We start from the raw sequence: 26,209 nt of genomic DNA, 5'->3' as shown, positions 1-26,209 counted from the left end.
TCAAATTATTCAAACCAAGTTTCTACTAAATTAACAATACCTTTTTCATTTTTATTATAAAATTCATTTGTCGATGGATTATAAGAATAATCTTTTTCCCAATCAGAAATATTTTTAATAATTAATTTTAGTGAATTAATAATTAAGTAAAGTTCATCATTTGTCATTGTAGGGTGCAAAGACATTCTCACCCAACCAGGTTTTTCGGAAAGATCACCTTGCGAAATTTTTTGTGTAATTCTGTGAGAACGAGTTGGATCAACATGAAGCAAATAATGTCCGTAAGTTCCAGCACAAGAACAGCCGCCGCGAACTTGAATTCCGAATTTATCATTAAGAATTTTTACAATTAAATTATAATGAATATCTTCAATATAAAATGATAAAACTCCTAATCTATTTTGAATTTCCGAAGCAAGAATATGTATTTGCGGAATTTTGTTAATTTCTTCAAAAGCAATTTCTAAAAGTTCTTCTTCACGCTTTAGAATTTTTTCTACACACATTTTTTCTTTAAGCTGAATACAAAGTGCAGTTTTAATTGTTTGAAGAAATCCCGGAGTTCCTCCATCTTCCCTTAATTCAATATCATTTATATACTTGTGTTCACCCCAAGGGTTTGTCCAATCTACTGTTCCACCGCCGGGATGATCCGGAACTTTTGTATTATACAAATTTTTATCAAAAATTAAAACTCCGGATGTTCCAGGTCCGCCCAAAAATTTGTGTGGAGAAAAATAAATTGCATCAAGTTTTTCAAGAGGATTTTCCGGATGCATATTTATATCAACATAGGGTGCTGAAGCTGCAAAATCAACAAAACACAATCCGCCGTTTTCATGCATAATTTTTGCAAGTTTGTGATAATCTGTTCTTATTCCCGTAACATTTGAAGCCGCGGTAAATGCCCCAATTTTTGTTTTCTTATGTTTATTTTCTTGTAGTAATTTTTCCAAATTATCATAATTTACCAAACCCAATTCATTTGGCTCAACTATTTTTACATCAGCAATTGTTTCTAACCAAGAAGTTTGATTTGAATGATGTTCCATGTGAGTAATAAAAACTATCGGTTTTTCTTCTGAAGAAAATTTTATATGATCTCTAAATTTTTCTGTAATTCTTAATCCCAAAATTCTTTGCAATTTATTTACAACTGCAGTCATTCCAAATCCCGCAGAAATTATTACGTCATTTTTATCTGCATTTACATGTCTTTTTATAATCTGCTGAGCTTTGTGATAAGAATTCGTCATCAAAGTTCCGGTAATGCTGGATTCGGAATGCGTATTCCCAACAAATGGGCCAAAAGTTTTCACAATTTTATCTTCAATATCTGAATACAATCTTCCGCTTGCGATCCAATCTGCATAAATAATTTTCTTAATTCCATAAGAAGATTCAAATTCTTGGTCAATTCCTATTATTTTTTCTCGAAATTTTGTAAAATATTTTTCCAGTTCTGTCATTTAATTCACTTAAAATATTGTTTTAAAATTATACATTAGAATTGATTTTACCAATTAACTATTTTACAGTATAAATCAAAAAATAAAATTTGTTTGATATTTCGTTCTCTATGTCTTAATTTAACATTCATATTTTACAAAAATAAAAAGACATTTTAATTTGTTTTCTACATACCATTCAAATCTTTCAATAAATTTTAAGAGAAACGCATTATGGGTGTAATTAAGATAAAAAAGGGATTAAATCTGCCGATCAACGGTGAGCCCGCAGATTTTATCGATTCAACTAAGAAAGTTAGCAAGGTTGGAATTTTAGGAAATGATTTTGTTGGATTAAAACCAACTTTTTCTGTAGCAGTTGGTGAAAAGGTAAAATTAGGACAAGTATTATTTTCCGATAAAAAAAATGAAAGTATTAAATTTACATCACCAGCATCTGGAACAGTTTCGGAAATCAATAGAGGTGAAAAAAGAGTTTTTCAATCAATTGTAATTGATATTGAAGGAAATGATGAAGAAGTTTTTAAGAATTATTCAGAAACTCAAATTCCATCATTAACACGTGATGAAGTAAAAGAACAATTATTAAATTCCGGAATGTGGATTTCTTTGCGTGAACGACCGATGAGTAAAATTGCAAATCCGGAAATTGTTCCAAGTTCAATTTTCATTACTGCAATTGATTCAAATCCGCTTGCACCTAATGTTTCATTTATTCTCAAAGGAAAAGAAAATTCATTTAAAAATGGTTTGCGTGTTTTAAGCAAATTGACCGATGGCAAATTATTTTTATGCAAAGAAGAGAATAGTGAAATTCCATCCGTACAATTACCAAATTTAACAGAGCAAGAATTTTCAGGATTGCACCCAAAAGGTTTAGCTGGAACTCATATTCATTTTTTAGATCCGGTTAGCAGAGCGAAAAAAGTTTGGTATATAAATGCTCAAGATGTTACCGCAATTGGAAATTTATTTACCACTGGCAAAATTGATACAGAACGAATTATAACTTTAGCCGGACATTCTGTAAAAAATCCAAGATATATTAAAACAAGAATTGGCGCATCAATTTCTGAAATTTGTAATAATGAATTGGACGAAAAAGAAAATAGAATTATTTCGGGGTCAGTATTTTCCGGAAGAAAAAATACAAAAGAAGAAAATTTTTTGGGAAGATATCATCAACAAATTTCCGTAATTGAAGAACACAATAGTAGAGATTTTTTAGGATGGATGAACCCCGCACAAAAACAATTTTCAGTTAAGAATGTAATGTTTACAAGTTTAAGTAAAAGTTTGAAATATAATTTTTCTACATCGCTAAATGGCGGAGAAAGAGCAATTGTGCCAAGTGGAAGTTATGAAAAAGTAATGCCGCTCGATATTTTACCAACTTTTTTACTAAGAGCTTTAGCTGTTGATGATATTGAGGATTCAGAAAAATTAGGATGTTTGGAATTGGATGAAGAAGATTTAGCACTTTGTACTTTTGTTTGTCCGTCAAAAATTGATCATGCACAAAACTTAAGAAGAAATTTAAATTTAATAGATAAGGAAGGATAGTGAAATTTCTTAGAAAAATTTTAGATAGTTCTGAAAAGCATTTTCACAAAGGGGGAAAGTTAGAAAAGTTTTTTCCACTTTATGAAGCTGGTGATACATTTCTTTTCACTCCGCTTACAAGAACAAAACAAGGCTCTCATGTTAGAGATGCTCTTGATTTAAAAAGAATGATGGTAACAGTAGTTTTTGCTTTAATTCCAGTTGTACTTATGGCATTATATAACACCGGTTACCAGGCAAATTTAGCAATTTCAAAACTCACCAATTTTGAAATGACAAACTGGCAGCAATTTGTTTTAAATGCACTTGGTGTTGGTTTTAATCCGAATAGTATTTTTGCAAATATAATTCACGGGGCTTTATATTTCTTTCCGGTTTACATAATCACACTTGCAGTTGGCGGAACTTGGGAAGCGATTTTTGCATCTGTAAGAAAACATGAAATTGCAGAAGGATTTTTAGTTACAAGTTTATTGTTTCCATTAATACTTCCTCCGGATATTCCTTATTGGCAAGTTGCAATAGGAATTTCATTTGGTGTTGTGATTGGTAAAGAAGTTTTTGGTGGTGTTGGAATGAATGTTCTGAATCCAGCACTTACTGCACGTGCATTTTTATTTTTTGCATATCCCGCAGAAATTTCAGGGGATAAAGTTTGGATTGCAGTTGATGGAATCAGTAAAGCAACACCTTTAGCAGAATTAAAAGATGCAACAATGCAGATTTCTGTTAGTTGGTGGGATTCTTTCGTTGGTTTAATTCCTGGCTCAATGGGCGAAACATCAACCTTAGCTTGTTTAATTGGAGCAGTAATTTTAATTGCAACCGGAATTGGTTCTTGGAGAATTATGTTTAATGTTGTATTGGGAATGGTCATAATGTCATCAATATTTAATTTGATTGGAAGCTCAACAAATCCAATGTTTGGAGTTTCTCCATATTGGCATTTGGTTTTAGGCGGGTTTGCGTTTGGAACAGTTTTTATGGCAACTGATCCGGTAAGTGCTGCAATGACTGAAAACGGAAAAATAGTTTACGGACTTTTGATTGGTGTTTTAGTTGTTTTAGTTAGAGTTGTAAATCCAGCATTTCCGGAAGGAATGATGCTTTCAATTTTATTTTCAAATATGTTAGCTCCAACCATTGATAAGATTTTTATCAATGCAAATATAAAGAGGAGGATTGCAAGAAATGTCATCCGATAGTACAAAAAAAACAATATCAGTTGCATTAGGAGTTTGTTTAGTTTGCTCGGTTTTTGTTTCCTCGGCAACTGTTGCGTTGGATTCAATTCAAAAGCAGAATAAAAAATTAGATAAAATGAAAAATATTCTTCAAGCTGGCAATTTGTCATTTAGCACAAACAATGCTGAAGAAATATTTAAAGAAAAAATTGTTCCAATAATTATCGATTTGGAAAATGGATCAGTAATTGACAAATCGAAATATACTGATGAATTAAATCCCGACGCATTCAATATAAAATCTCTAAGTGAAAGTAAAAATTTTGGAACAGAAATTTCTCCAGAAAAAGATTTAGGAAATATTAAAAAACGTCCTAAATTTATGCTCAGTTACGAAGTTATGAATGAAAACAAAGAAATTGAAAAATATATATTCCCAGTTTTTGGTAAAGGACTTTGGTCAACAATGTATGGTTTTTTAGCAATTGGTAAAGATTTAAAAACAGTTGAAGGAATTACATTTTACGAACATGGAGAAACTCCTGGTTTAGGTGGTGAAGTTGATAATCAAAATTGGAAAGCAAGTTGGAAAGGGAAACAACTATTTGATCAAAATGGTGATGCAATTTTGGAAGTTTTGAAAAGTAAAGTTGATCCAAATGATCCGAATAAAAACAGTCAGATTGATGGACTTTCCGGAGCAACGCTTACTACCCGCGGAGTGGATAATTTGATAAAATATTGGATGGGTGATGATGGCTATGCTAATTTCTTGGGAAATTTAAGGAAGGATATTTAATATGAATAAATATAAAGAAGTATTATTTGATCCAATTTTTAAGAATAATCCAATTGCACTTCAAGTTCTTGGGATTTGTTCTGCTTTGGCAGTTACATCAAAATTAGAAACAGCAATTGTAATGTCTTTAGCTGTAACTCTTGTAACGGCATTTTCTAATTTTTCAGTCAGCTTAATTAGAAAACATATTCCAAGTAGTATCAGAATTATTGTAGAAATGACAATTATTGCGTCTCTTGTAATAGTTGCAGATCAACTAATTAAAGCTTTTGCTTACGATGTTAGCAAACAACTTTCGGTTTATGTTGGGTTAATTATAACAAATTGTATTTTGATGGGTAGAGCAGAAGCTTATGCATTGCAGAATCCTCCGGTAGCAAGTTTTCTCGATGGAATAGGAAATGGATTGGGATATTCATTTGTACTTTTAGCTGTTGGATTTGTAAGAGAATTAATTGGTTCCGGAAAATTATTAGGATTTACAATATTTACTTTGAATACTGAGGGTGGATGGTATGTGCCTAATGGTTTATTTCTACTTGCTCCAAGTGCTTTTTTCCTTATTGGACTTCTAATTTGGGCAATTAGAACTTGGAAACCAGATCAAGTTGAGGAGGGTTAAAATTTATGTTAGAACATTATTTAAGTTTATTTGTAAAATCAATCTTTATTGAAAATATGGCCTTGGCATTCTTTCTTGGAATGTGTACTTTCCTAGCTGTTTCTAAAAAAGTTGAAACTGCGGTTGGATTAGGAATTGCGGTGATTGGTGTTCAAGCGATAACAGTTCCCGCTAATAATTTTTTATATCAACACGTTTTGAAAGAAGGCGCCTTAAGCTGGGCTGGCTTAGGAAGTGTTGATTTAACCTTTCTCGGTTTGATTACTTACATTGGTGTTATTGCAGCTATTGTTCAAATTCTTGAAATGACTTTAGATAAATATGTTCCATCACTTTATAATTCATTAGGAATTTTCCTTCCATTAATTACAGTAAACTGCGTTGTTTTAGCAGGTTCGCTTTTTATGGTTGAAAGAAATTATAATTTTGCTGAAAGCGTAGTTTATGGATTTGGTTCCGGAACCGGCTGGGCTTTAGCAATTATTTCTTTAGCTGGAATAAGAGAAAAAATGAAATATAGTAACGTTCCAAAAGGATTGAGAGGTCTAGGTATTACATTTTTAACAGCCGGATTAATGGCAATTGCATTCATGCTGTTTTCTGGAATTCAATTATAGAGGTTTTTTAGATGAGCGGATTAAATCTGATAATATTAGGCGTAATAATGTTTACGCTTATTGTACTGCTTTTAGTAGTAATAATATTATTTGCCAAATCAAAACTTGTGGCAAGCGGTTCAGTAAATATAAATATTAATGATAGTAAAAAACATTCAATATCAGTTCCTATTGGTGGAAAGTTATTAAACGTTTTAGCTTCAAATAATATTTTTTTACCTTCAGCATGTGGTGGCGGTGGAACTTGCGGAGAATGTAAGTGCAGAGTTTTAGAAGGCGGCGGTGATGTGCTTCCCACAGAAACTTCTAAATTAAATAGAAAACAAATTAGAGATCATTACAGATTATCTTGTCAAGTTCCAGTTAAGAACAATTTGAAAATTCTTGTTCCAGAAGAAGTATTTGAAATTAAAAAATGGATTTGTACTGTAATTTCAAATGTTAACGTTGCAACATTTATAAAAGAATTAAAACTTCAATTACCGGAAGGTGAAAGTGTTGATTTTAGAGCCGGCGGTTATATTCAAATTGAAGCTCCGCCTCACGTTGTTAAATATTCTGACTTTATTATTGAGGATGAATATCGCGGCGATTGGGATAAATTCAATATGTGGAAATTTGTATCCAAAGTTACTGAACCGGTTTTAAGAGCATATTCAATGGCTAATTATCCCGAAGAAAAAGGATTAATTATGCTTAACGTTAGAATTGCTTCACCTCCTCCAAGAATGCCTGATGTGCCTCCTGGGCAAATGTCATCATTCATTTTTAATTTAAAACCGGGTGATAAAGTTACAATATCTGGTCCGTATGGCGAATTCTTTGCAAAAGATACAAATGCTGAAATGGTATTCATTGGCGGCGGTGCAGGAATGGCGCCAATGCGTTCACATATTTTTGATCAGTTAAAAAGAATTAATACGAATAGAAGAATGTCATTCTGGTATGGTGCAAGAAGTATGAGAGAAGCATTCTATAATGAAGAATTTGATAAACTTGCAGCTGAACATCCAAACTTTAAATGGCATTTAGCTTTGTCTGAACCTTTACCTGAAGATAATTGGAAAGGTTACACCGGATTTATTCACCAAGTTTTATTTGAAAATTATCTCAAAAATCATCCAGCTCCAGAAGATTGTGAATATTATATGTGCGGTCCGCCAATGATGAATAACGCTGTAATTCAAATGTTAGAAAATCTTGGCGTCGAAAGAGAAAATATTATGCTTGACGATTTTGGCGGTTAAACTGAATATAAATTATAACTAAATTTAGGGGGTCAAATGGATAACTTTTCTGGTTCAAGTTTAAATCAAGATCTTCCTCAAAATTCCGGTTACACAAAAGATGAAAGAATGTGGGCAATGATTGCTCATTTAAGTGCAGTTGTTGGGTTCGTAATCCCATTCGGAAACGTAATTGCACCACTACTTATTTGGATTCTCAAAAAAGAAGAATCCGCATTTATTAATGATCAAGGGAAAGAAGCGCTGAATTTCCAAATTAGTGTAACAATTTATGCCTTCATTTGCATTGTTCTTATAATATTGTTAATTGGTATTGCATTACTTATTGCATTGGGAATTTTTGCACTTATTTTTATTATAATTGCATCAATAAACTCTTATGATGGTAAAGCTTATAGATATCCTATGACCATTAGATTGATTAAATAAAAATTTAATAATTACATATTAAAGGATATTTTAATAAAGGAGTAAAAAATGATTACAGCCGCTGAAATATTAGAAAATAAAGGTGGAAAACTTGTTTCGGTAAATATTGAATCGACTGTTGCTGAAGCATTACATATAATGATTGAAAAAAGAATAGGTGCAATTCTTGTAAAAGATGGTGAAGAAATTAAAGGAATTTGGACCGAAAGAGATTTAATGAAAAATGTAATAACTGAAGGTTTTTACTCCAAAACTACAAAGATTAAAGATGTTATGTCAACAAATTTAATTTTTGCCGCTCACAATGATTCACTCTATCAGCTAATGGATAAATGTTTAGGAATGCGTTTAAGACATTTGCTGATTGAGAAAGATGGAAAATTTATTGGATTACTTTCTGCCGGAGATTTAACTCGGGCAAATTTAATTCAAAAATCTAAAGACTTAGAAGAACTTAATAAAATGGCTGATTGGGATTATTATGAAAATTGGAAATGGAATAAAAATCAGTAAAAAATTTATTAAGTTAAACTTTTTCGCAAGTCTATTATTTTCGCTAATACTTGTTAGTTGCAGTTCTCCAATTCAAAGAGATGTTTATTCTCTTGCCGGTACAACAATGGGAACAACATATTCTCTCAAAGTTATTGAACCGCAAGAATCTAAAAAGTTAATTCGCCTTGATAAAAAAATTGATAGTGTTTTAGTTGATGTTAATAATAAAATGTCAACTTACATTAAAACTTCTGAATTATCTTTATTTAATCAATCTCAATTAACCGATTGGATCAATTTTTCTCCCGATTTGTACCATGTTTTTAGTACTGCAAAAAGAATTTCACAAGAAAGTAATGGAAGTTTTGATATTACAGTTGGTCCACTTGTAAACCTTTGGGGATTTGGTCCAGCTAAAAAAGATAGTTTAATTCCTAGCGAAGAACAAATTATTGAAACTCTTAAAAATGTTGGAATGGATAAAATCCAAATTGATATTGATAATAATAGAGTTATGAAAAATAATGTAAATGTATATTGTGATTTATCTGCTATTGCAAAAGGTTACGGAGTTGATAAAGTTGGGTTATTTTTAGAAAAAGTTGGATTGAATGAATATATGATTGAAATCGGCGGGGAAGTAAGAACAAAAGGAAAAAATAAAAATAATGAAAATTGGAAAATTGGAATTTCTTCTCCAGCATCAGATGGATTACAGAAAGTTTTAGAAATTTCAAATTATTCAGTTGCAACATCAGGAGATTATTTTAATTATTTTGAAGAAAAAGGAATTAGATATTCTCATACAATTGATCCCAAAACCGGGAAACCAATTACACATAAATTAGCGAGTGTTACAGTAATACATAAAAATTGTGAAAATGCTGATGCATATGCTACTGCTATTGATGTTTTAGGACCGGAAGCCGGATATGATTTTGCATTGAAATTGAAACTTCCGGTATTTATGATTGTTAGAGAAAATGAAAACTTTATTGAAAAAATGACGCCTCAGTTTGAGGAATTTGTTAGAAAGGAAAAATAGTAATGTATCAGTTATTAATTATGATTGGATTTTTTAGTTTGGCAATTTTAATTTTTGCAGTTGGTCTTCAATTTAGCAAATATAAGAAAAGGGAAAATGCTGGATGTTGTGGTGGAGGACATTGTGATTCCGGTGGAAATCATCATACATGTTATTCTTCAAAATCAGAATTTGTAGATAACTATGAGAAAATTAAATCCGGTGAATTAAAAGTTAAATAATGTTTTATAATATTTTGAAAAGTCCAAAAAAAATTGGACTTTTCTACTTTAAAAACTCAATTGTTAATTTTCAACTTGTTTAACAAATCCTTCAATTCCCTTAATCTTTAATTCATCTCTTAGATTTGTAGCTTCATCTTTATCAGTAAATAATCCAACATAAATTCGAAAATATTTTTCGCCGTTTACAATTGCTTCTTCAACTCTGGAATTCTCAATTTCAGAGCTTACTTTTATTGCATCATTTTTATTTTTGAACGAGCCTACTTGTACAGAAAAATGTGGAACTTTTATATCATTTGGCATTTTAGAATTTGGTGATTTATTTAAAAGTTGTAACTCAACTTTTGCTGAACCATTACTAATCATTTCAATTTTCTGAGCTGCTTTTTGGGATAAATCAATAATTCTATTTTTTGCAAATGGGCCACGATCATTTATTCTTACAATTACATATTTTCCATTATCTAAATTTGTAACTCGGACAATGCTTCCAAATGGTAAAGTTCTATGTGCTGCAGTAAAATCATTTTTGTTATATGTTTCACCATTTGCAGTTGATTTGCCATGAAATTCAATTCCGTACCAGCTTGCAATTCCGTCTTCAATCAAAATTCCTTCTACATTATCATATTCAGAAAATTCTCTTGATGACGAACACGAAATTAAATTAAGTGAAAATAAGATAATATAAAATATCTGTAAAAATTTCTGCAGCATAATTTAATTCCCAAGAATTGATTTTTTTGTAAGAGTTTTACTTATTTGATTAATTTCCATAAGTGCTGCAGTTCCATACCAAGGAATTAATTCCATAACTAAACTTCCTTGCTGAATTGCCGGATCAGTCTCGGTTAATTTTTTTGCATCATCAACATTTTCAACATCAAAAATATATATACCTCTAATTTCACTTTCTCCAAAAAAAGGTCCAGCTAAAACTAATTTTCCTTCATTTGCTAATCTAAAAATATTTTGCAAATGCGCCATTTGAAGTTCAGCAGATTTTGCAGAATCCAAATTTCTGTTTGGTCCTCGTTTCAAAAATGCCATTACATATTTTTTCATTCCATAATCATCTGCACCATATTTTTTAGCTTTTACACTATCATACACAACTTCAGTATTTGTTTGTGCAAAATTTGTTGAAATCACAATTGCGGATAATAACAAAACATTTATTATAATTTTCATAAAAGTTCCTTATTTATTTTGTTCTAATTTAAATCTAATTCTCAAAACTTCATTTTCAAAACTTGTAGAAATTATTTTGAATTTCCCAATTTCGTTTGTGTTAGAAACATGCTGTCCAATACATGGACATGCATCATAATCACCAACTTTCACAATTCTAACTTTTTCAGTTACATCATTTGGTAATTTTTTTAGATTAAATTTTTGTTCAGCTTCAGTAAAATCAATAATTTCTTCAGTAATATTTATATTCTGACTTATTACCTCATTAACTTTTCGTTCAATTTCCAAATTTTCAGATTCAGATAAATTTCTATCAAAATGATAATCACACTTGGATTTTTTCTTTTCTAAATGAGCAGAAAATGATCTTCCTTTATCAAACATTCTAACCATTGTTTGATTTAAAATATGTTCTGCCGTGTGCATTTGTGGATGATATTCTTTTGCCATAATTCAATAAAATTAGTTAAACATAATCTTTATAATTTGATATTTTTGTTATAAATATAAAATAATTTTTTAGAAAATAGGAATTTTATGATAAAAGTAATTTTTGTTTGTATGGGAAATATTTGCAGATCACCAAGCGGAGAAGCTGTTATGAATAAATTAGTTAAAAAAGCCGGTTTGGAAAATGAAATTCATTGTGATTCTGCGGGAACAATTGCATATCACGAAGGCGAACAAGCTGATGCGCGAATGAAACGCCATGCAATTAAACGAGGTTACAGATTGACAAGTATTGCACGCAAATTTAGAAATATTGATTTTGATAATTTTGATTACATAATTGCAATGGATAATGAAAACTTGAGAGATTTAAATTCGTTTGATTTTGATAAAAAAAATTCAAATAAAATATTTAAAATGACTGATTTTTCTTCCGAAAAAAAATATAATGAAGTTCCCGATCCGTATTATAGCGGTCCGGAAGGATTTGAATTAGTTTTGGATATTTTAGAAGATTCTTGCGAAGGATTGTTAAACAAAATTATTTCTGATAACAATCTTGTGAAAAAATAAGTAATTAAGATGACATCTTTTATAAGATATCTGCTTTTTAAAATTCTTTATTCAACTTGTAAATTTTATTTATGAAATGTGGAAAAATAATTTAGAAAATTTTCTTCAGGAAAAAATTATATCTTCACAAAATATTGGCGGCGGTTGTATTGCAAATTCTCAAGTTGTAAAATTTGAAAAAGGTAAAAAGTTTTTTGTTAAACAATATTCAAATTCTAAAATAAATTTTGCTGAAGCAAACGGATTGTTAGAAATCGAAAAATCAAAAACAATCCGAGTTCCAAAAGTAATTTTTGTAAATGAAGCAATTTTAGTTTTGGAATATATTGAACAAAAATCAAGAATGAAAAACTTTAGTGAAATTTTTGGAAGACAACTTGCACAAATGCATAAATTTTCTTCAGATAAATTTGGATTTTATGAAGATAATTTCTGCGGTTCAACTCCACAAAAAAACTTACCGATGTGCGAAAATTGGATTGAATTTTATTTAGATAACAGATTAAAATTTCAATTCATTCTTGCAGAAAAAAATGGTTATGTAAATTCAGAATTTCGAAAAGAATTTTCTGCAATAGAAAAAAACATTCACAAAATTTTAGAAGGAAGTGAAAATATTCCTACATTACTTCATGGAGATTTGTGGAGCGGAAATTATATTTCTGATGTAAACGGAAATCCATGTTTGATCGATCCCGCAATTTATTATGGAAATAGGGAAGCAGATTTGGCAATGACAAAATTATTCGGCGGATTTGATTCAACTTTTTATTCTGCTTACAATGAAGAATTTCCGCTTGCTGAAAATTGGAGTTATAGAGAAAATATTTACAAACTTTATCATATCTTAAATCATCTTAATCTTTTTGGAATGGGCTATTATTCGCAATGTTTGGAATTAATAAAAAGTTATAGAATTTTGTAGAAATTAAATGAACAAATGAAATGTTAATTTTTATTTGAAGGGATTTATAATTTTTACTCCCAAAATGTTTTGTCCCGAATTCAAATCTTCCGTATAAATTTCCGAGCATTTTGAAAATTGTGCCGAAACTATAATTAGAGAATCCCAAAAAGATAACATATTTAAAATACTGCAATCAATTGCGTTATTTATGAAATCAAAATTAACTGTAACAATTTCAAAATTCTGAAATGAATTAATTATACTTTTGGCAATAATTACATCAACATTTAACTTTTTAGTTGCTGTTATATAAAACTCTTGAATAACTTGAGTAGAAATTACTAATTGATGATTTTTTATTAAATTCTTTAACATATTTCTTGCGGAATTCTTTTTGGTTTCATCACTATTATCTAAAGAATAAATTAAAATATTTGTATCAATAAAAATTTTACTCATTATATAAATCCTCGCGGTTCCATTTTTTACCATATGAATTTGCTGAACTTTTATCCATTACTTTAAAGCAATCATCTAACCAATTTGTTGAATCATTTTGAACGGTTTTTGTAAGCATTTCGCGAATAAGTGTATTTAAAGAAATTCCTTTTTCTTTTGCGTATTTTCTACTTTTGTTAAGTAAATCTTCATTAAATGACAAAGTTAAGTTTGGCATTTTTATTCTCCACATATTATGTGTACAATATAATGTGTAAATTAATTTTTGTCAATAAAAACTTGACAAATTTAAAATTATAATATAACTTTATGTCAAATAATAACTAATAGTCAGTAAATATAATATAAGTCAATTTATGGGGATTTCAGAAAGAAAAGAAAGAGAAAAAATTCAACGCCGACAAGAAATAATTCTTGCCGCAGAAAAAGTATTTTTCTTAAAAGGATTTGCAAATACAACAATGGACGATATTGCCGCCGAAGCCGAATTGAGCAAAGGCACTTTATATCTATATTTTAAAAGCAAAGAAGAATTGTTTAAGGTTTTTGTAAAAAGGGGAATTACAAAACAGTTGGAAATGTTTATTGAATTTTCTAAAAATCAACCTAACGGACTCTTAAAAGTTAAAGCAATCGGCGAAGCTTATATAAAATTTTATTATGATTTTCCCAATTATTATAATGCTTTAATGTTTGAAGAAACTCAAAAAGTCGGTGAAATTGAGACAGATTCGGAAGATGAAAATATTCTTAAAATAAAAATGGAAACTAATAAAATTTTTGTCGAAACTATAATTGAGGGAATGAAAGACGGTTCAATAAGGAAAGATTTAGATCCGGAAAAAACAGCTTTAATTCTTTGGGGAGAATCGCTTGGAGTTTTGCAATTGGTAACTTTGAAAGGTGACATTTTATGCAATAAAATGAGTTGTACTTCTGAAGAATTAATTTCCTACTTTTTTGAATTTACTTATAACGCATTAAAAGCATAAAAATTTTGTTAAATAATGACTGTTAGTCATTTAATAATTATTGTTTAGTGAGGTTTTATGAAAGTAAAAATAATTTTAACAATTCTAATTTTTTCGTCAATAATTTTTCCTCAAAACGAAACGATTGAAAATTATGTAAAATTTGGATTAGCAAATAATCTTGCACTAAGGCAAAAACAGTTTGATCTTGAAAAAAGTTTAAGCTCGTTAAATGAAGCTGAAGGAATGTTTTATCCATCAATAGGAATTAACGCAAGATATACAAGAGCCGGCGGAGGTCGCGAAATTATTTTCCCAATAGGAAATATAGTAAATCCAATTCACGCTTCTTTAAATTATTTAATGCAGCAAAATTTATTTCCCACAAATATTCAAAATGAAAATATTCCATTTCTTCGTGAACAAGAACAAGAAACAAAAATAAGTTTGGTTCAACCAATTATTCAACCGGCAATATTTTTCAATTATAAAATTCAAGATGATCTTGCGGAAATATCTTCGCTTGATAAACAAATTTATATTCGTTCATTAATTGCTCAAATTAAAAACTCATATTATAACTTTTTAAAGACAGAGAGTGTAAAAAAAATATATGAAAATACTTTAGAATTGGTAAATGAAAATTTACGTGTTTGCGAGAGTCTGCACAAAAATGATAAAATTACCGTTGATGTTGTTTATCGTGCAAAAGCTGAAGTATCTGAAATTGAGCAAAAACTTCTGGAAGCCAATAATAATAGGGAGTTGGCGCAATCATATTTTAATTTTCTTCTCAACAAACCTTTGGAAAGTGAAATTATTTTTGACACAAATTCAGTTGCGAAAAATTCACAACTTAATTTTGATCTAACACATTCCAGCGCAATAAACAATAGAGAAGAAATTTTGCAGTTGAATTTTCTAGCTAATGTTTATGAAAATAAAAAATCAATATCAAACGCAAATTATTTCCCATCGCTAATTTTTGCCGCAGATTACGGCTTTCAAGGAGAAGATTATAAATTCACCGATAAAGATGATTACTGGATGGCGTCTTTGGTTTTACATTGGAATTTATTCAACGGATTTCAAGATGCATCAAAAAGTGAGCAAGCTGAATTAGAAAAGAAAAAAGTTGAAACTCAAATTGAAGAAATAAAAAAACAAATTTCGCTTCAAGTTTTGCAGAGTTACAAAAATTATGAATTAGCGGAAAAGTCAATAAAATCAGTACAAGAAATGCTTAATAGTATGAAAATATCTTTTAGAATTGTTGATAAAAAGTATAAAGAAGGAATGATAAATTTTGTGGAATATCTTGATTCGAGAAATAAACTTTTGCAGACAGAAATAAATGAAATAATTACCAAATATGATTTACAACAAAAAATATCGGAGTTAGAAAAAACTTCTGCTTTAATTGAATTGAAAGATTTCTTAGAAAAATAAATTTTGGAAGTAAAAAATGAAAAATCAATTATCAAATTTTAGGAATAAATATGAAAAATAAAATAAGTGTTATGAGCTTAATTTTATTGGGAATAATCACATTTACAAATTGCAGTGAAGATAAACCAGAAATTAAATCGGAGGAAATAATTCCGGTTAAAGTTGAACAAATTATTGAGGAAGAATTTTCATTACCAATTCATACAAGCGGAATATTAAAGGCGGAAAAAGAAATTTCACTTGCATTTAAAACCGGCGGAATAATTTTAAATATTTTTGTTGATGAAGGCGAATTTGTTAAAGAAGGACAAATTTTAGCAAAATTAAAATTAGATGAAATTGATGCTCAGTTTAATCAAGCAAAAATTAATTACGAGAAAGTGTTACGTGATTTTAATCGAGTTGAAAATTTATACATTGATAGTGTTGTAACTTTGGAGCAATATCAAAATGCCAAATCTGGATTGGAAGCTGCGAGTTCCGGTTTAAATATTGCGAAATTTAATTTAAAATATTCAACAATTACTGCTCCTTTCTCCGGAAAAATTTATAAGAAATTAATTGATGCAAATGAAATGGTTTCACCCGGAACACCAATATTCATAATGGGTTCAAAAGATTCACAGTGGATAATTGTTTGTGGAATTACGGAGATTGATTTTCATAAAATTAAAATAGGCAATAATGCAAAAATAAAATTTGATTCGTTTGAAGAGGAATTTTCTGGAGAAGTCACACAAATTGCCGGAGCTGCAAATCCGATGAACGGCTTATTCGAAATTGAATTATCATTAAAAAACTCTCACAAACAATTTGTATCTGGAATGATTTCAAGTGTGGATATTTTTTCGTCTGAGAAAAATAATTTTAAAAAAATCCCAATGAAGTCATTAGTCGATACGGAAGGAAAAACTGGTAATATCTTCATTATTCAGAATAACAAAGCTGTTAAGAAGGAAATTGAAATCGGTGAGATATTTAGTGAATATGTTTTAGTAAAAATTGAAGACAAAAGTATTCATGAAATTATTACTGATGGTGCAGAATATTTGAAAGATGGAATAAAAGTAAAAATTATAAAATAAGTGTTAGGAATATCTAATGAACTTATCAAAATTAACAATAGAGAATCACCAATTTTCAATAATAATAATTCTAATTTTTTTGTTACTCGGAATTGTTTCATTTTTTACAATGCCGAGATCGGAAGATCCACAAGTATCACCTCCGGCAACATCTGTAATTGTAGTTTATCCTGGAGCAACTCCAAGCGATGTTGAAGAGATGGTTATAAATCCAATAGAAGAAGCGCTGAATGAACTTGATGATATTAAAAATATTAAAAGTTATGCTCGCGATGGATACGGTGTAGTTGATATTGAATTTATTGCCGGAAATGATGCCGATGAAAAATATTCCGATGTTACTCAAAAAGTAAACAGTATTAGAAATAAATTACCAGAAGAAATTTATGATATCGATTTATTAAAATGGTCAATTTCCGATGTGAAAATTCTACAGTTAGCATTAATTTCAGAGACTGATGAATATTCTAAATTAGAAAAGGAAGCAGAACATTTAGAAGATATTTTGAAAAAAGTAAATGGAGTTAAAAGTGTACAAACCGTAGCATTTCCAAAACAAGAAATTAGAGTTGAAATTAATTTAGAAAAATTATCAAAGTATAAAATACCTTTATCCAAAATCATTCAAATTTTGCAATCTGAAAACGCAAATATTCCCGGTGGTGAAATTGATTTGGGTGGAAAAAACTTCAGCATTAAAACAAGCGGTAGTTTCAAAAATATAAATGAAATTAAAAACGTAATAATTAATGCTTTGAACGGAAATATTCTTTATTTGAAAGATGTTGCAAAAGTTTCGAAAACTTATGAAGATGAAAATTACATTGCTAAATTTAATCAAAAGAGATCTGTGTTTATTACTGCAGATCAAAAACCGGGAACAAATATTTTTGATGTTTCAAATGGAATGAAAGAAAAAATTGAGGAATTTAAAACTTCACTTCCGAGTTCAATGAAATTGGAAACAGTTTTTGATCAATCGCAAAGTGTTGAAATTAGATTGACCGGATTTTTTCTAAATCTATTACAAGGTTTATTGCTTGTCGGAATTGTAATGTTTTTGTTTGTTGATTTAAGAACAGCTTTAATTGTTATGTCAGTAATTCCAATTGCAATTATTATTGGTATTGGATTTTTAGATTTATCAAATTACGGATTGGAGCAAATGTCAATTGCCGGCTTGGTTATTGCGTTAGGAATGCTTGTTGATAATTCAATTGTTGTTACAGAAAATATTGCAAGATATATTTCACTTGGATTATCAAATATGGAAGCAGCAGTAAAAGGAGTTTCACAAATTACTTGGCCAGTTATCAGTTCAACATTAACAACAGTATTTGCTTTTATTCCAATGATGTTGATGCAAGATGTAACCGGAGATTTTATAAGAAGTATGCCGATTACTGTAACTTATACATTATTCGCATCATTAATGTTAGCTCTAACTTTAACTCCATTATTATCAAAAAACTTGATGAGTATTAAATCAATTTCTCATGAAAAGAAAATGCGAAAAGTTGTAAATCATGTAATCCATAATTTGTATAAAAAAAGATTAACATTTGCTTTGAATAATCCAAAATTAATTATCGCAATATCTATCATAATATTTTTGTTAAGTTTATCCTTAATTCCATTAGTTGGAGTAAGCTTTTTCCCAAAAGCAGAAAAGCCTCAATTTATGATAAATATTAATTTACCGGAAGGTTCAAGTATTGAAAGAACATCTGAATATGCTTTAAAAGTTGAAAATATTTTGAAGAATAAAGATGAGATTCTAAATTTTACGACAAATATAGGAAATGGAAATCCAAGAATTTATTACAATGTAGTTGGAAAAAGAAATGCTAAAAATCACTCACAAATTTATGTTGAATTAAAATCATATAATTATTCTAAGTTTAATAATTTTTTAAATGAATTAAGAAACGAATTTTCCCAAATTGCCGGAGCAGAAATTGAAGTAAAAGATTTTGAGCAAGGTCCGCCAATTGAAGCTCCGATTGCAATTAAAATTTTAGGTGAAAATATTTCCGAATTAAGAAAAGTTTCTTTGGAAGTTGAGAAAATATTTAAGTCAACAAAAGGTACAGTAAATATTAATAATCCATTAAACACAACTAAAATGGATTTATCAGTTAAAATAAATAAAGAAAAAGCTGCAATTTTAGGAGTTCCGATAGCAGAGATTGATAGAACAGTCAGAGCTTCAATAAATGGATTAACAATTACAAATTTTAGAGATGACAACGGAAAAGAGTTTAATATAATTTTGCGTGCACCAAATATACAAAATTCAGATTTTGCTAAATTTGATAGAATCTTTGTTTCATCAGTAACCGGCGAGCAAATTCCCCTTAAACAATTAGCTAAAATTGAATTTGCCAAAACTCCTTTGGCTATTAGTCATTTTGATCTTTCACGAACTGTAACAATAACTTCAGATGTAATTTCAAATTATTCTGTAAATACAGTAACAAATGAAATTATAAAAAATGTTGAAAATATTCCGCTAAAAAAAGGTTATACATTTTACGTCGGTGGTGAAAAAGAAAGTCAGCAAGAATCATTTGGAGGAATGGCAAAAGCAATGATTATTGCAATTGTAGGAATTTTTGGAATTTTGGTTTTACAATTCAAATCGTACAAACAACCGTTTATTGTTTTCTCTGCAATTCCGTTAGCAATAATTGGATCAATAATAGCTTTACTAATTACCGGAAATACATTTTCATTTACGGCATTTGTGGGCTTAACAAGTTTGGTAGGAATTGTTGTAAATAATTCCATCATTCTTGTTGATTATACAAACCAATTAAGAGTAGAAGGAATGAAAATATTTGATGCATTAATTTCTGCATGTGAAGTTAGATTTATGCCGATTTTATTAACTACAGGAACAACTATTGTCGGACTTTTTCCTTTAACATTAAGCGGCGGAACAATGTGGGCTCCAATGGGTTGGACAATTATCGGCGGATTATTAGTTTCAACAATTTTAACATTAATTGTTGTTCCCGTTCTTTATAAATTATATACAAAATGATATGGAGAAAAGTTTATTTACTTAAAATTGTTTTGATTTCTGAACAAATATTTTGATTTATTTATTTCTGAAAATGTAAATTTGGATTATGCAAATCATAGAAATTTTACAACAAGTTGAAGTAAATAAAAACTCCGCATTTTTTTACACTCCAAATATTTATAAAGATGGAAAATCTTTCTTCTTTAAAAATCCAATAGAAATTTTAAAAGGCGCAACACACAATGAAGTAAGTGCAATTCTTGAAAAAGTTGATCAATTAATTCAAAAGAAAAATCTTTTCGGATTTGCAACAATTCCGTATGAAATTGGTTATTACTTTCAACCAAAAGTGATTAAAAAATCTTACATAAATCACGAAGAAATTCAATTTTATTTTTATGAAAAAAAGAATCTAGAAATTTTTAGATCAGATGAAATACAATTTGATGAAGTTCAAAAATTTATTGGGAAACAAAATATTCAGAATTATAAGATGGATATTTCCAAAAGTAATTATGTAAAAAAAATAGAAAAAATAAAAAATTATATTGCCAAAGGTGATACTTATCAAATTAATTTTACTTCGAAAGCAAAGTTTAATTTCATTGGAGAAATAACTTCACTTTTCTTAAATGGAATATTTAATCAATCTGCAAACTATTCGGTTTTAATCAATACAGATAAGGAGTTTATACTTTCTTTTTCACCGGAATTATTTTTCAAAGTTGAAAGTAACAATATTATAAGTAAACCAATGAAAGGTACGTTAAAGCGAATTGTAAATCCAAATGATGATGAAAATCTTGTTAAGAAAATAAAAAATGATGAAAAAAATTTAGCCGAAAATGTTATGATTGTGGATTTGTTGAGAAATGATATTGGAAAAATATCAAAAACAAATTCAGTAAAAGTTGAAAAGTTATTTAAAGTTGAAAAATATGAAACTCTCAATCAGCTTACATCTACAGTTGTTGGCAAACTAAATACAAATAAATTAAGTGAAATAATAAAAAATATATTTCCAAGCGGTTCAATAACCGGCGCGCCTAAAATTAGATCAATGCAAATTATTGCAGAGTTGGAAAAATCACCAAGAAAATTATACACTGGTTCAATTGGAATTATTTCACACAAAAATTCCATTTTTAATATTCCAATTCGAACAATTGTGATTAGCAAAAAATCAAAAATTGGGGAACTTGGTTTAGGAAGCGGAATTGTTTGGGATAGCGATCCATTAAAGGAATATGAGGAAATATTACTTAAAGGAAAATTTATAAGTACCAAACCAAAATATTTTGAATTAATGGAAACATTATTATGCGAAAATGGAAATTATTATTTACTAGAATATCATTTAAAAAGGTTACAAAAATCTGCAAAATATTTTCTGTTCAAATTTGATAAAGAATTAATTGAAAATGAATTACAAGAATATAAAAATAATTTTGATAGCAATAAAAAATATAAAGTAAGAATGCTTTTAAGCAAATGGGGAAAGGTGAAAATCACTTCTGGTGAAATTAAACAAAATAAAAAATTTGCAAAAATAATATTTAGTAAAAATAAAAGAAATGTTGATGAAAAATATTTATTCCACAAAACAACACTGAGACCTTGGGATAATGAATTGAAAAAATATCAACAAAAGAGTTTTGATGAAATATTATACGTAAATGAAAATGACGAATTATTAGAAGGTGCAATTTCGAATATCATTCTTAAAATAAAAGGAAAATTATTTACACCTCCAGTAAAATTGGGAATTCTAAATGGTTGTTACAGACAGAATTTAATTGATAAAAATAAATGTGAAGAAAAAATATTGACAATTAATGATTTACACTTTGCAGAAAAAATTATTTTGTGCAATTCTGTAAGGAAAGAAATGATTGTAAACGAAATTTATGATTCAAATTATATTCTATTTAAAAAGTACAATTCATAAAAATATTTGTAAAAAATCCTACCAGTAATCTTATAATCAAATCATTCTTTTACAAAAAGAAATATTTTCAAGTTTTTAAAATACAATTATAAAATCTACTATTACCTTGTTTTAGAAAATTGTTAGGGAACAATTGCTTCTGTAAACATTAATGAAAAACATGCCGGAATATTTGCATTAGAAACGGATAAACTAGATATTTCAAAATTTTTAGTTGAAGGTAAAATAAAATTGAAGTTGAAGTTATTGGTAGTTTAAAAATCTACATGGACCTCATCACAAAAATCCTATATCAAGTTTGGTTAGTCCATGGCATTGTGGCGTGGAACAGAATACTATCCTTCCGACAAAGATTATCAAATGTTGGATTATGGATTATTTGGAGATTTAAAATTATTTAAGGCAAATTAATTCTTTTTTGAGATTACTTTAAAATTGTACATAAGATATTTTGAAGGAGAAAAAATTAGCTTAAATCATTTTTATAAAAAATTCTTTTCCGCTTAAGATTAAATATATTGGAATACTTTTTCTCTATTTTTTTGTAAATATTTTTTTGAGACAGTTTGTTTTGAATTTAATTTTTACTTTAATTGCATAATCATATTCCTATTATAAAGTTTTAGAAAGGGGTGAAAAATGGGAATGATTGTTAAGAAAATAGAAAATTTAGATAATATTATTATCAACTGGATGTTTAGAAATGGAATTTTTCTTTTAAGAATTAGTGTAGGCATAATTTTTTTTTGGTTTGGTATTTTAAAATTTTTCCCGGGGTTGAGCCCGGCACAAGAACTTGCAGTTAGAACAATAGATCAAATTTCATTCGGAATTATTTCGTCAGAATTTTCAATCATTATTCTCGCTTTATGGGAAGTGCTAATCGGCATTGGTCTTCTTACTGGGTTTGCTTTAAGATTTACTCTTCTGTTACTTTTTTTGCAAATGTTAGGAACCTTAACTCCAATTTTCTTTTTCCCAAATGAAGTTTTTACAAAAATACCATATGCTCCAACTTTGGAGGGTCAATACATTATTAAAAATTTAGTAATAATTAGTGCCGGAATTGTATTAGGTTCAAATGTTAAAAGAAAATTATTCTTTAAATAATCTCTTACTTATTCTCAATTTCTTTTTTTTGAAACAAATATTTAAAACATGTTTTATTATAATTTTACTAATAGAATTGATTTCAAACCTTTTAAAAATTTTTAGACATTTATAAAATATTTTACTAATTTTATCATACAAGACTTTTTGTCCTATTATAGTAGTTTTGTATTCATTTCAAAACTGTGATGATTTAAGTAATATATTATATATATAAATTTATTTCAGTTTCATATTCAAGATACAATTTGATAAAAATTACCCCAAAATTTTTATTTGTATCTTGATAATATTTTATTATCAAATTATCGAAGAGAAAATATGCAAGAAAACGAAAAGTTTTTTATTGTTGCTATTGGCGCATCAGCGGGTGGTTTAAAAGCAATTGAAGAATTATTTTCAAGTTTGCCTTCAAATACGGGAATGGCATTTATTGTAATTCAGCATTTATCTCCTGATTATAAAAGTTTAATGGTTGAATTGCTTTCAAAGAAAACACAAATGAAAGTTTTAAGAGCTGAAAATGAAATGACTATTAAGCAAAATTGTGTTTACCTTATTCCGCCAAAAATGAATATGACAATTTATCATAATCAATTGATGTTATTTGAACAAAATCATAAACATGGTTTGAATCTTCCAATTGATATTTTCTTTAAATCCTTAGCGAAAGATGCTGGAGAAATGGCAGTTGGAGTTGTCCTTTCCGGAACTGGGAGCGATGGAACAAGCGGTTTAAAAGACATTAAAGAAAACGGTGGATTAGTAATTGTTCAAGAACCGGAAACTGCACAGTTTGATGGAATGCCGAGAAGTGCAATAAATTCTGAATTGGTTGATTTTATTCTTCCACCAAACGCAATTGCGGAAAAACTTAATAGTTACGCAAATGGGTTATCGTTTGATTTAGAGGAAAAATCAAAACTTTTTACTTCAAAACAAGATGGAATTTTGAGAATATTTTCAATCATTAGAGATACTCACAAGATTGATTATTCAAATTATAAAATTAGTACAATGGTTAGAAGAATTGAACGACGAATGTACTTAAACCAAATTAATGATCTTCAAGAATATATTAAATATTTAGATGGAAATGCCAGAGAAGTAAGTACGTTATCCCGCGATCTTTTAATTGGAGTTACAAGTTTTTTTAGAGATGAAGAAGCATTTTCAATTTTACAGAAAGATATAATTCCGCAATTAATTCAGAAAAATCAAAAGAAAGAAATTAGAATTTGGGTTGCTGGCTGCTCAACTGGAGAAGAAGCATATTCAATAGCGATTTTATGTTATGAATTTTTAGAAAAAATTGGTAATAAAATTCAAATTAAAATTTTTGCAACCGATGTTGACCATGAAGCAATTATAAAAGCAAGTAATGGATTATTTGTTGACAGCATTGTTAATGAAATTGATGAAAGTAGAATTAGTAAATATTTTATTAAGCAAGATGTAGGTTTTAAAATATCACGAAAAATTAGAGAGATGGTTGTTTTTGCAAAACACAATTTAATTAAAGATCCGCCATTCCCAAATATTGATTTAATTACGTGCAGAAATCTTTTAATCTACTTGCAACCTTCGTTACAAAATAAAGTTTTCGATTTTTTTAATTTCTCACTTAATGAGGGCGGATTTCTTTTCTTGGGTTCAAGCGAGTCAATTGGTGATTATTCAGAATATTTTGACACAATAAATCACAAATGGAAAATTTATAAATCAAAAGGTAAACCATCAATTATTGATTTACACAAATTAAGTATTCCTATGCAAACACATAGAGTTGGTTTAACTGAAAAACCACGTAGAAATAATAATTTAAATCAACATGATGAAGAGAGAATTTTAAACAGATTTTTAGAAAGTGCTTATGGAAGATTTTTGCCTCTAACAATTATTGTAAATGAACATAGTGAAATTTTACACATAATTGGAGATGCTTCAAAGTTTTTAAAATTTCCTACGGGAAAACTTACAAACAACATTACAAAATTAATTAACAAAGATTTAGAAGTTCCAATTTCAACAGCAATTCAAAAACTATTTATAAAATCAGAAGAAATTATTTACAAAAATATCAAAATTAAAGTTGGTGATAATGTTGAAATTTATTCGCTCAAATTTATTTTAATTGAAGGGAAAAAACATCAAGAACAAATTGGAGCAATATTTTTTGAAAAATTTGCCGAAACAAAAGAAACTGAAAATCTAAATGTTTTGGATAATTTAGATATCGGTGAACAAGCGCTTCAAAGAATTTCTGATCTTGAACAAGAGCTTCAATTCACAAAAGAAAATCTTCAAGCAACGATTGAAGAATTGGAAACTTCCAACGAAGAACTTCAAGCAGCAAACGAAGAACTTTTAGCTAGTAATGAAGAACTACAAAGTACAAATGAAGAGCTTCAATCGGTTAATGAAGAATTGCATACAGTAAACTCAGAACATCAAACAAAAATATTAGAACTAACAGAATTAAATAACGATATTGAAAATTTAATCAACGGACTTCAGCTTGCTGTTGTATTTTTTGATGATAATTTAGAGTTAAGAAAGTTTACGCCAAAAGCTCAAGAAATTTTACGAATAAATGAAAATGATTTAGGCAAAAGTTTTGAAGATATTCTTTATCGTTGGGAAAAACCAAATCTCTGCGGACTAATTGAGCAAGTTCAATTTACCGGCGAAATTTTAACTACAGAATTTTCATTAAACAGTCATTATTATATTGTTAGTGTTAGACCATATTTAATTTCAAAAGATTCACAATCTGGTGTAATTCTTACACTTGTTGAAATTACTGAACTTCATGGAATTGAAGATCGATTCCTAAAGAATGAAAAATGGTTATTGCAAACTTCGCAACTTGCTAAAATTGGTGGATGGGAAATTGATCTGAATGATAATTCAATTTTTTGGACAAATACAGTTTATGATATTTTTGATATGAGAAAAGATTCAAGAATAAATTTGGAAAATAGTCTGAAATATTATGTTAAAAATGATAAAGAAATTATCAAAAACGCATTTTCAGATTGTTTAAATCTCGGTAAAGATTTTGACCATAATGTTAAAATTATTTCAGCAAAAAATAATGAAAAAAATATTCGAGTTATTGGCAAAGCAGAAATTGTTGAAGATAAAATAATGAGAGTATATGGAGTAATACAAGATATTAGTGAATTAGTAAACTTCCAGAAACAGATTGAAGATGCTGAAATTTATGTAAACCAAATATCTGATATAATTCAACAAGAAAGCAATAACTTAGATGAAAATTTTAAAGAAAAAATTAGATCAATAAATTCTAAAAGTGAAAGGAGAAAAAAGAAGTAATA

Annotated in this window: 25 protein-coding genes; 19 read left to right on the top strand and 6 right to left on the bottom strand. The window is 28.6% G+C overall.

The window, feature by feature from the left end; translation table 11 throughout:
* Window positions 1-5: 5 nt before the first annotated feature.
* Window positions 6-1,469, bottom strand: coding sequence for an aminotransferase class V-fold PLP-dependent enzyme (locus IPM32_15795; protein ID MBK8946717.1), 1,464 nt, complete (start codon window positions 1,467-1,469; stop codon window positions 6-8).
* Window positions 1,470-1,682: 213 nt separating this feature from the next.
* On the opposite strand from IPM32_15795, the gene IPM32_15790 reads away from it, so the two are divergent.
* Genes IPM32_15790 through IPM32_15745 form a run of 10 tightly spaced genes read left to right on the top strand, consistent with a single transcriptional unit; the run spans window position 1,683 to window position 9,691 of the window.
* On the top strand, window positions 1,683-3,032 hold the full coding sequence (locus tag IPM32_15790) for a Na(+)-translocating NADH-quinone reductase subunit A (GenBank protein MBK8946716.1): 1,350 nt from the start codon (window positions 1,683-1,685) through the stop codon (window positions 3,030-3,032).
* Window positions 3,032-4,237, top strand: coding sequence for an NADH:ubiquinone reductase (Na(+)-transporting) subunit B (locus IPM32_15785; protein ID MBK8946715.1), 1,206 nt, complete (start codon window positions 3,032-3,034; stop codon window positions 4,235-4,237). Before IPM32_15790 ends, IPM32_15785 begins: the two co-directional genes overlap by 1 nt.
* Window positions 4,224-5,015: a Na(+)-translocating NADH-quinone reductase subunit C gene (locus tag IPM32_15780; protein MBK8946714.1), complete on the top strand. Its 792-nt coding sequence runs from the start codon at window positions 4,224-4,226 to the stop codon at window positions 5,013-5,015. The genes IPM32_15785 and IPM32_15780 overlap by 14 nt, the downstream gene beginning before the upstream one ends.
* 1 nt (window position 5,016) lies before the next feature.
* Complete coding sequence (locus tag IPM32_15775) at window positions 5,017-5,637, top strand: NADH:ubiquinone reductase (Na(+)-transporting) subunit D (GenBank protein ID MBK8946713.1); 621 nt, start codon at window positions 5,017-5,019, stop codon at window positions 5,635-5,637.
* A 5-nt stretch (window positions 5,638-5,642) separates the two neighbouring features.
* A complete protein-coding gene (nqrE, locus tag IPM32_15770) occupies window positions 5,643-6,254 on the top strand; it encodes an NADH:ubiquinone reductase (Na(+)-transporting) subunit E (protein ID MBK8946712.1) in 612 nt (203 codons plus the stop codon).
* Window positions 6,255-6,265: 11 nt separating this feature from the next.
* Complete coding sequence (nqrF, locus tag IPM32_15765; GenBank protein ID MBK8946711.1) at window positions 6,266-7,501, top strand: NADH:ubiquinone reductase (Na(+)-transporting) subunit F; 1,236 nt, start codon at window positions 6,266-6,268, stop codon at window positions 7,499-7,501.
* Window positions 7,502-7,537: 36 nt separating this feature from the next.
* Window positions 7,538-7,930, top strand: a complete 393-nt coding sequence (locus IPM32_15760) for a DUF4870 domain-containing protein (protein ID MBK8946710.1) — start codon at window positions 7,538-7,540, stop codon at window positions 7,928-7,930.
* Between the two features lie 48 nt (window positions 7,931-7,978).
* Entirely contained in the window at window positions 7,979-8,443 is a 465-nt protein-coding gene (locus IPM32_15755) for a CBS domain-containing protein (GenBank protein MBK8946709.1), read from the top strand.
* Complete coding sequence (locus IPM32_15750; GenBank protein ID MBK8946708.1) at window positions 8,412-9,470, top strand: FAD:protein FMN transferase; 1,059 nt, start codon at window positions 8,412-8,414, stop codon at window positions 9,468-9,470. The genes IPM32_15755 and IPM32_15750 overlap by 32 nt, the downstream gene beginning before the upstream one ends.
* Before the next feature lie 2 nt (window positions 9,471-9,472).
* Entirely contained in the window at window positions 9,473-9,691 is a 219-nt protein-coding gene (locus IPM32_15745) for a hypothetical protein (GenBank protein ID MBK8946707.1), read from the top strand.
* Between the two features lie 63 nt (window positions 9,692-9,754).
* Here the strand turns inward: IPM32_15745 and IPM32_15740 are convergent, their stop codons facing one another.
* The 3 genes from IPM32_15740 to IPM32_15730 are packed head-to-tail and all read right to left on the bottom strand — an operon-like array spanning window position 9,755 to window position 11,338.
* A complete protein-coding gene (locus tag IPM32_15740) occupies window positions 9,755-10,411 on the bottom strand; it encodes a septal ring lytic transglycosylase RlpA family protein (GenBank protein MBK8946706.1) in 657 nt (218 codons plus the stop codon).
* Between the two features lie 3 nt (window positions 10,412-10,414).
* Window positions 10,415-10,885, bottom strand: a complete 471-nt coding sequence (locus tag IPM32_15735; GenBank protein MBK8946705.1) for a hypothetical protein — start codon at window positions 10,883-10,885, stop codon at window positions 10,415-10,417.
* A 9-nt stretch (window positions 10,886-10,894) separates the two neighbouring features.
* Window positions 10,895-11,338 (bottom strand): hypothetical protein, encoded by a 444-nt coding sequence (locus IPM32_15730; protein ID MBK8946704.1) that lies wholly within the window; start codon window positions 11,336-11,338, stop codon window positions 10,895-10,897.
* 87 nt (window positions 11,339-11,425) lie between these two features.
* Between IPM32_15730 and IPM32_15725 the strand changes: the two genes are divergently transcribed.
* The gene (locus tag IPM32_15725) at window positions 11,426-11,911 is read left to right on the top strand and encodes a low molecular weight phosphotyrosine protein phosphatase (GenBank protein MBK8946703.1); all 486 of its coding nucleotides are present in this window, start codon (window positions 11,426-11,428) and stop codon (window positions 11,909-11,911) included.
* A 76-nt stretch (window positions 11,912-11,987) separates the two neighbouring features.
* Window positions 11,988-12,836 carry a fructosamine kinase family protein gene (locus IPM32_15720; GenBank protein MBK8946702.1) on the top strand — a complete coding sequence of 283 codons (849 nt, stop codon included), beginning with the start codon at window positions 11,988-11,990 and terminating at the stop codon, window positions 12,834-12,836.
* A 30-nt stretch (window positions 12,837-12,866) separates the two neighbouring features.
* Here IPM32_15720 and IPM32_15715 read toward each other — a convergent pair whose 3' ends face one another.
* Window positions 12,867-13,310 (bottom strand): PIN domain-containing protein, encoded by a 444-nt coding sequence (locus IPM32_15715; GenBank protein MBK8946701.1) that lies wholly within the window; start codon window positions 13,308-13,310, stop codon window positions 12,867-12,869.
* Window positions 13,270-13,494, bottom strand: a complete 225-nt coding sequence (locus IPM32_15710; protein ID MBK8946700.1) for a hypothetical protein — start codon at window positions 13,492-13,494, stop codon at window positions 13,270-13,272. The genes IPM32_15715 and IPM32_15710 overlap by 41 nt, the downstream gene beginning before the upstream one ends.
* A gap of 139 nt (window positions 13,495-13,633) precedes the next feature.
* On the opposite strand from IPM32_15710, the gene IPM32_15705 reads away from it, so the two are divergent.
* From IPM32_15705 to IPM32_15675, 7 genes are all read left to right on the top strand, one after another.
* A complete protein-coding gene (locus IPM32_15705; GenBank protein MBK8946699.1) occupies window positions 13,634-14,269 on the top strand; it encodes a TetR/AcrR family transcriptional regulator in 636 nt (211 codons plus the stop codon).
* A gap of 57 nt (window positions 14,270-14,326) precedes the next feature.
* Window positions 14,327-15,697, top strand: a complete 1,371-nt coding sequence (locus tag IPM32_15700) for a TolC family protein (GenBank protein MBK8946698.1) — start codon at window positions 14,327-14,329, stop codon at window positions 15,695-15,697.
* Between the two features lie 50 nt (window positions 15,698-15,747).
* Window positions 15,748-16,782: an efflux RND transporter periplasmic adaptor subunit gene (locus IPM32_15695; GenBank protein ID MBK8946697.1), complete on the top strand. Its 1,035-nt coding sequence runs from the start codon at window positions 15,748-15,750 to the stop codon at window positions 16,780-16,782.
* Between the two features lie 16 nt (window positions 16,783-16,798).
* Window positions 16,799-19,828, top strand: coding sequence for an efflux RND transporter permease subunit (locus IPM32_15690; GenBank protein ID MBK8946696.1), 3,030 nt, complete (start codon window positions 16,799-16,801; stop codon window positions 19,826-19,828).
* Between the two features lie 88 nt (window positions 19,829-19,916).
* Window positions 19,917-21,758: a chorismate-binding protein gene (locus tag IPM32_15685; GenBank protein ID MBK8946695.1), complete on the top strand. Its 1,842-nt coding sequence runs from the start codon at window positions 19,917-19,919 to the stop codon at window positions 21,756-21,758.
* A gap of 639 nt (window positions 21,759-22,397) precedes the next feature.
* Window positions 22,398-22,868, top strand: a complete 471-nt coding sequence (locus IPM32_15680; GenBank protein ID MBK8946694.1) for a DoxX family membrane protein — start codon at window positions 22,398-22,400, stop codon at window positions 22,866-22,868.
* Window positions 22,869-23,189: 321 nt separating this feature from the next.
* Window positions 23,190-26,207: a PAS domain-containing protein gene (locus IPM32_15675; protein MBK8946693.1), complete on the top strand. Its 3,018-nt coding sequence runs from the start codon at window positions 23,190-23,192 to the stop codon at window positions 26,205-26,207.
* Window positions 26,208-26,209: the final 2 nt, after the last annotated feature.

This window comes from Ignavibacteriota bacterium (assembly GCA_016716225.1).
GTDB lineage: Bacteria > Bacteroidota > Ignavibacteria > Ignavibacteriales > Melioribacteraceae.
This window is presented reverse-complemented; position numbering and strand designations above follow the sequence as displayed.